The sequence below is a fragment of the Alphaproteobacteria bacterium genome (assembly GCA_035625915.1).
Classification (GTDB): Bacteria; Pseudomonadota; Alphaproteobacteria; order JACZXZ01; family JACZXZ01; genus DATDHA01.
The window spans coordinates 1-6,270 of record DASPOR010000086.1 but is presented as its reverse complement, the minus strand read 5'-3'; the positions used below and the strand labels follow the sequence as shown (position 1 = coordinate 6,270).

Annotated in this window: 8 protein-coding genes; 7 read left to right on the top strand and 1 reads right to left on the bottom strand. The window is 59.9% G+C overall.

Annotated elements, in window-relative coordinates; all coding sequences use genetic code 11:
• The 7 genes from VEJ16_07170 to gloA form a co-directional block, all read left to right on the top strand.
• On the top strand, positions 1 to 911 hold a 911-nt coding region (locus VEJ16_07170; GenBank protein ID HYB09434.1), incomplete at its 5' end, for a BamA/TamA family outer membrane protein.
• Between the two features lie 22 nt (positions 912 to 933).
• On the top strand, positions 934 to 1,515 hold the full coding sequence (locus tag VEJ16_07165; GenBank protein HYB09433.1) for an OmpH family outer membrane protein: 582 nt from the start codon (positions 934 to 936) through the stop codon (positions 1,513 to 1,515).
• 265 nt (positions 1,516 to 1,780) lie between these two features.
• Complete coding sequence (fabZ, locus tag VEJ16_07160; GenBank protein HYB09432.1) at positions 1,781 to 2,248, top strand: 3-hydroxyacyl-ACP dehydratase FabZ; 468 nt, start codon at positions 1,781 to 1,783, stop codon at positions 2,246 to 2,248.
• Between the two features lie 21 nt (positions 2,249 to 2,269).
• Positions 2,270 to 3,091 carry an acyl-ACP--UDP-N-acetylglucosamine O-acyltransferase gene (gene lpxA / locus VEJ16_07155; GenBank protein ID HYB09431.1) on the top strand — a complete coding sequence of 274 codons (822 nt, stop codon included), beginning with the start codon at positions 2,270 to 2,272 and terminating at the stop codon, positions 3,089 to 3,091.
• Positions 3,092 to 3,096: 5 nt separating this feature from the next.
• Positions 3,097 to 3,918 (top strand): UDP-2,3-diacylglucosamine diphosphatase LpxI, encoded by an 822-nt coding sequence (lpxI, locus tag VEJ16_07150; protein ID HYB09430.1) that lies wholly within the window; start codon positions 3,097 to 3,099, stop codon positions 3,916 to 3,918.
• A complete protein-coding gene (gene lpxB / locus VEJ16_07145) occupies positions 3,915 to 5,129 on the top strand; it encodes a lipid-A-disaccharide synthase (protein ID HYB09429.1) in 1,215 nt (404 codons plus the stop codon). Before lpxI ends, lpxB begins: the two co-directional genes overlap by 4 nt.
• Before the next feature lie 34 nt (positions 5,130 to 5,163).
• Positions 5,164 to 5,604 (top strand): lactoylglutathione lyase, encoded by a 441-nt coding sequence (gloA, locus tag VEJ16_07140; protein ID HYB09428.1) that lies wholly within the window; start codon positions 5,164 to 5,166, stop codon positions 5,602 to 5,604.
• A 230-nt stretch (positions 5,605 to 5,834) separates the two neighbouring features.
• Here the strand turns inward: gloA and VEJ16_07135 are convergent.
• The coding region (locus VEJ16_07135; protein HYB09427.1) for a citrate/2-methylcitrate synthase at positions 5,835 to 6,270 on the bottom strand (436 nt) is incomplete at its 5' end.

The following is a 6,270-nucleotide window of genomic DNA, read 5'->3' as shown; positions in this document are numbered from 1 at the left end:
ATCTATCGGCTCGGTTCGCGATCTCGTTTCGCGAGCAGGAGATCGACGCGAGCTGGACCGATCCGTATTTCATGGACACAAACATCACGGTGGGTGCCGATCTCTTTGCGACGACGACGGACTACACGTCGGAGAGCGGATATAAGCAACAATCATTTGGCGGTACCGTGCGCGGCGGCTACGACGTGATCGATTATCTGCATCAGACTTGGCGCTACACGCTTCGCAGCGACCGAGTGAGCGATATATCGGCCGGCGCTCCGCTATATATTCAAGAACAGCAGGGCAGTGCCACCACGTCGCTGATCGGGCAGGATTTGACCTATGACCGGCGGGACAACCGCCTCGACCCGACGACCGGCTATTTCTGGCAATGGAGCTCGGATTACGCCGGTCTCGGCGGCACCGTGAAGTTTATTCGCAACGTTGTGCTGGGGTCCTACTACTACCCCATCGCGGACCAGTGGACCGCGGCCATCCGCGGGGAGGGCGGTTATATAGACGCACTTGGCGAGCAAGTTCGCATCACCGACAAATTCTTCCTTGGCGGCGACAATTTCATCGGCTTCCGAACCTCGGGCGTCGGACCGAGGGATATCGACTCGAAGGACGCCGTCGGCGGCCTCAAATATTTTGTCGTGACACCGGAACTTAGTTACCCGATTGGCCTGCCCAAGGAGTTCGGTATTGTCGGCAAGGCGTTCACCCAGATCGGTACCCTTGTGGATAAGGACACGGATCTTGCGGGCATATCCTCAGCGGATTCACCTCTCATTCGCGTATCCGTGGGTGTGGGCCTAGGCTGGAAATCGCCATTCGGGCCGATTCGCGTCAATGTCGCGTACCCGGTCGTAAGGGATCCGCACGACATCAAGGAGCTTTTCCGTTTCAGTTTTGGGACGCGGTTTTAGGGACATAAAGGACATGAGGGAAATGAACCGAAAGATCATCGTATCGGCCAGCGCGGTCTTGATATCGATCGGCATCGCGGCGCTGTCGACGGCATGGGCGCAGACGGCGACGCCACCAGCCGGAAAGAAGTTTCCGACGCCGACGGTAGCCATCGTCGACATCAATCAGATCATGCAGACCTCCGAGGCGGCCAAAAGCATTAGGAGCCAGCTCGACAAGGCGCGCGCAGGATTCCAGCAAACCCTCCAAAGCAAGAACGACGAGTTCCGCAAAATGGAGGACGATCTGCAGCGCCAGCGGGAGGTTCTTTCGCCAGAAGCATTCCAGCAGAAGCAGAAGGAATTCCAGCAGAAGGTTGCGGACGCGCAGCGCGAGACCCAGGACCGACGGAACAAATCCGAGGAAGCACTCGGCAAGGCTCAATTACAAGTCGAAACCGCGCTGAACCAGATCGTGGACCAGATCGCGAAGGAGCAGGGGATCACCCTTGTGCTGACCCGGCAGGCTGCATTGCATTTCGAACCGGAGATGGACATTACCGGAGAGGTCGTAAAACGGCTAAATGCGAAGCTGCCGTCGGTAACTCTCGCCTTTCCCAAATAGTCGCTGAGAAACACGGCGATTTCGGCCAAACCTCCCCATCCCCCCGTGCGGATATTCGCGGGCCTGGGGAAGGGGGTCTTTCGTGTGGGCGTTGATAAAGTCATGCAAATCGGGCACAAAGGCGCCTAAACGCGGACCAGGCGACAATACTGAGGCCGATGCCGCCGTCGGTAGGGAAGCCAAGGCCGCCTGGGGTCGCCGTCCATGATTTTGCAGACCCTCGTTCCTTCCGGGGCGGGACACAGGCACGGAAAGCGGTAAGGCAATGGAAACCAAGATTTTGGAAAGCAAGCCAAACGAAATCGACATCACGCGCGTGATGGAGATTTTGCCACACCGGTATCCGTTCCTGATGATCGATCGAGTTGTCGAGATCGTAACCGGCGAAAGTGCTGTCGGTATTAAAAACGTCACAATCAACGAACCCTTCTTCCAAGGACATTTTCCCCGCCGACCTGTGATGCCGGGCGTGCTCATCGTCGAGGCCATTGCGCAGACCGCGGGGGTCCTCGTTGTGCATACCCTCGGCGCCGAAGTGGAGGGCAAGCTCGTTTATTTCATGACAATCGATAATTGCCGATTCCGCCGACCGGTTTTTCCTGGCGACCAGCTTCGGATTCACGTGAAAAAGGTACGCAATCGCGGCTTCGTTTGGAAATTCTCGGGCGCTGCAAAGGTCGACGGCAATCTTGCCGCCGAGGCAACAGTCAGCGCCGTGATCATGGAAGAGTAAGTACGGCGAGCGATGGCAGTATTGGACCAAACGCAAGCGGGCGCCGTGCGAATTCACCCCAGTGCTATCGTCGACCCAAGGGCGGAGTTCGGCCCTGGCGTTGAAATCGGGCCGTACTCGATCATAGGGTCCGACGTGCGGATCGGCGCAAACAGCCGGATCGGGTCGCACGTCGTCATTGACGGACGGACGACGATCGGCCCTAAGGCAACGATCTTCCCTTTCGCGTCGATTGGGCAGATTCCGCAGGATCTCAAATACAAGGGAGAGGCGTCTGAGCTTGTCATCGGGACGAACAACATTATTCGCGAACACGTTACCATGAACACGGGCACGACGGGCGGTGGAATGGTGACGCGCGTCGGAGACAACTGCCTTTTCATGGTCGGCGCCCACGTGGCGCACGACTGTAAGATCGGCGACCACGTGATTATGGCGAACAATGCAACGCTGGCAGGGCACGTTCAGATTGGCGAGTGGGCCGTGCTCGGCGGTTTGTGCGCGGTGCATCAGTTCGCTCGCATCGGCAAGCATGCCATGATCGGTGGCATGTCCGGCGTCGAGCACGACGTTATTCCCTACGGTTCGGTGATGGGAAACCGGGCCCGCCTGGCCGGCTTGAACATCATTGGCTTAAAGCGCCGCGGCTTCACGAGGGACCAGATCCACACCCTCAGGACCGCCTACCGCCTTTTATTTGCCCAAGAAGGGACGATGGCCGAGCGCTTGTCGGATGTCGAGGAAATCTATCACGACAACGAAGTTGTCATGGAGATCGCAAGCTTCATCCGCGCCGACTCGAATCGGGCGATCTGCCAGCCCCGGCCCGGGGAAGTCGACTAGGTGAAATGGCCAACAAGCTTGGAATAATTGCCGGCGGAGGAGCGCTTCCGGCGCGCCTGATCGAGGCCTGCCGGAAGGAGGGGCGCGAGGTCTTTGTCGTCGCGATCAAGGGTCACGCGGAGAAAGCGCACATTGCGTCAGCACCCCATGCGTGGGTTCGACTTGGCGCAGCGGGCAAAGCGGTCGAGTTGTTGCACGCGAACGGCGCCAAGGATCTCGTACTGGCCGGCGCCTTTCGACGCCCAAGTCTCTCCGAGCTTATTCCCGACAAGACCGCATTACAGTTCATTTACAGCGTGGGTAAGGCGTTTTTTCGAGACGACGCACTCCATACCGCGGTGATCCAATGGCTGGAGGGACGCGGATTTCACATCGTCGGGCCGGAGACGATTGATCGCGGCCTGTTGGCTACCGAAGGGCTTTACGGCAGGGTCGCACCCGATGAGGAAGCATGGAGCGACATCAAGCGCGGCATCGAAGTCGCGAGGGCGCTTGGCCGCGTCGATGTAGGACAGGGTGTCATCGTGCAGCAGGGCGTGGTCCTGGCCCTCGAAGCGGTTGAAGGTACGGACGCGATGATCGCGCGTGCCGGAGAGTTGAAACGCGGCGGCCGCGGCGGCGTTCTCATCAAGATGATGAAACCCGGCCAGGAGACGCGCGTCGATCTACCCGCCATCGGCGCAAGGACCGTTGCGAATGCTAAGGCGGCCGGCCTCAGGGGTATTGCGATCGAGGCTGGCGGGGCACTTGTGATCGACCGGGATGCGGTGGTGGCGAAGGCGGATGCCGCCGGCCTGTTCGTCATCGGTATCGGGGCAATGGAGTGACCTCGAACCCTGGCATCGTGGAGCGGTCGGCAGGGCCTCTCATTTTTCTCATGGCGGGAGAGTCGTCGGGCGATGCAATCGGGGCGCGGCTCATGTCGGCGCTGAAGCGCGAGACGAACGGCGACGTGCGCTTTGCCGGAATCGGGGGCGAGCGAATGTCGGCCGAGGGACTGACAAGCGATTTCCCGATGGAAGAACTGTCAGTCATGGGACTGACAGAGGTGTTGCCCCGGATACCGCTCATCTTGCGACGAATTCGCGAAACCGCCTCGCGAATCGAAGCGCTCCACCCAGCGGCCGTCGTCTCGATCGATGCGAGCGGGTTTTGCGGCAGAGTCGAGAAGCGAGTGAAGCGGAAACGGCTCGGCATACCATTGATCCGGTATGTCGCGCCGATGGTGTGGGCGTGGCGGCCATGGAAGGCCAAGGAATCCGCCCGCTTTCTCGACCATATCATGACGTTGCTGCCATTCGAGCCACCCTATTTCGAGAAGGAAGGTTTGCCAGCGACGTTTGTCGGCCACCCGGTGATCGAGGAGGGTGCCGAGCAGGGCGATGGCGGGCGTTTCAGGGCACGTCACGGCATCCCAGCAAGCGCGCCCCTTCTCGCGCTTCTGCCGGGGAGCAGGCGAGGCGAAATCGCGCGGCTGCTGCCAAGGTTCGCCGAGACCGTCGAGCGCCTCACGACCGAGTGGCCAAATCTTCATGTCGTCATCGCGACCGTCGACACGGTCGCGGAGAGCGTTGCTTCGCGCACCGCAAGCTGGCCAATGCCGGTCGTCATCGTTCGCTCCGCGAACGAGAAATATGACGCCTTCGCCGCCGCAAACGCCGCACTCGCCGCCTCAGGCACGGTTTCATTGGAATTGGCGTTGGCGCGCTGCCCGATGGTGATCGCCTACCGGATCAATTTCATCACTGCCGCGATTTTGCGCGTTTTTTTGATGAGAGTGCGTTACGCCACGCTTGTTAATGTAATGCTCAATCGGCCCGTGATTCCCGAGTTTCTCCAATTCGCTTGCCGCCCGGAGCGATTGACTGAAGCGGTCGGCAAACTGCTGCGCGATCCCGAAGCGCGGCGTGCGCAGATCGACGCCGTCCGACCTGCACTCCATGCCCTGGGCATGGATGGGTCGCCGCCGAGCACGCGGGCGGCTCGCACCGTGCTCAGGGTGATTGCGGAGAAGACAAAACAGCCTTCGATGGCATAGAGTTGGGCGATCCCATTAGGAGAGGAATGCCACCATGACCGTAACGGAAGCAAAACGCGCCGCAGTCGGCAAGACCGGGTTCGAGGGCGCGCAATTCCTGCACACGATGGTACGGGTGCGCGATCTGAAGAAGTCGCTGGATTTCTACACGCGCCTTCTCGGCATGAAGGAGCTGCGTAACAAGGACTATCCCAGCGGCGAATTCACGCTCGCTTTCGTCGGCTATGGCGATGAGATGAATTCAACCGTAATCGAACTCACCTACAACTGGCCGCGGAAGGAAGCTTATGCGCTCGGCGAAGGATTCGGCCATTTCGCGATCTCCGTCCGGGACATCTATGGCGCTTGCGAGCGGCTCGCAGCCGAAGGGGTAAAGATTCCCCGTCCACCGGGCCCCATGAAGCACGGCGGCAGCGTCATCGCCTTCATCGAGGATCCCGACGGTTACAAAATCGAGTTGGTCGAGCGGGCTTGATCGATCGCCACATACGCCGAGGTCAGATCGCCCAAATCAGCGCCGCGGCCAGCAGGAACGCCAGCGTCACCGCGGCGAGACCTAACGCATGCCGCGGGCGGGATAATCGGTGCCGCAGGAGGGCATTATCATTCGCGGGCGCGTGGCGTCGGCGCCTTGGGACGTTGGGCGAAGGGCCCTTCGATCCATCTTGTCCACTGTAGCGCTTGACGCCGCTCGCCACGGCACGATTATTTCCGCTGTTCGATCGGCACGTAGGCGCGTTTCGTGTGGCCGGTGTAGAGCTGGCGAGGACGACCGATCTTCTGGCTCGGGTCCTCGATCATCTCATTCCATTGTGCGACCCAGCCAACCGTGCGCGCGATGGCGAAGAGTGCAGTAAACATACTCGTCGGGAAGCCGATCGCCTTGAGGATAATGCCGGAATAGAAATCGACGTTCGGATAGAGCTTCCGCTCGACGAAATATTCGTCCTCGAGGGCGATTTTCTCGAGCGCCATGGCCAGCTCGAGAAGCGGGTCATGTTTCACGCCGAGATGATCAAGCACTTCATAGCATGTGCGGCGCATCACGCTCGCCCGTGGATCGTAGTGTTTGTAGACGCGATGCCCGAAACCCATGAGGCGGAACGAGTCGTTTTTGTCCTTTGCGCGCTTGATGAACTCG

What these genes read in the sequence shown, in the direction of transcription:
- fabZ (HYB09432.1), top strand. Translation starts at nt 1,781, where the DNA reads ATGGAAACCAAGATTTTGGAAAGCAAGCCAAACGAAATCGACATCACG.
- lpxI (HYB09430.1), top strand. Translation starts at nt 3,097, where the DNA reads ATGGCCAACAAGCTTGGAATAATTGCCGGCGGAGGAGCGCTTCCGGCG.
- VEJ16_07165 (HYB09433.1), top strand. Translation starts at nt 934, where the DNA reads ATGAACCGAAAGATCATCGTATCGGCCAGCGCGGTCTTGATATCGATC.
- gloA (HYB09428.1), top strand. Translation starts at nt 5,164, where the DNA reads ATGACCGTAACGGAAGCAAAACGCGCCGCAGTCGGCAAGACCGGGTTC.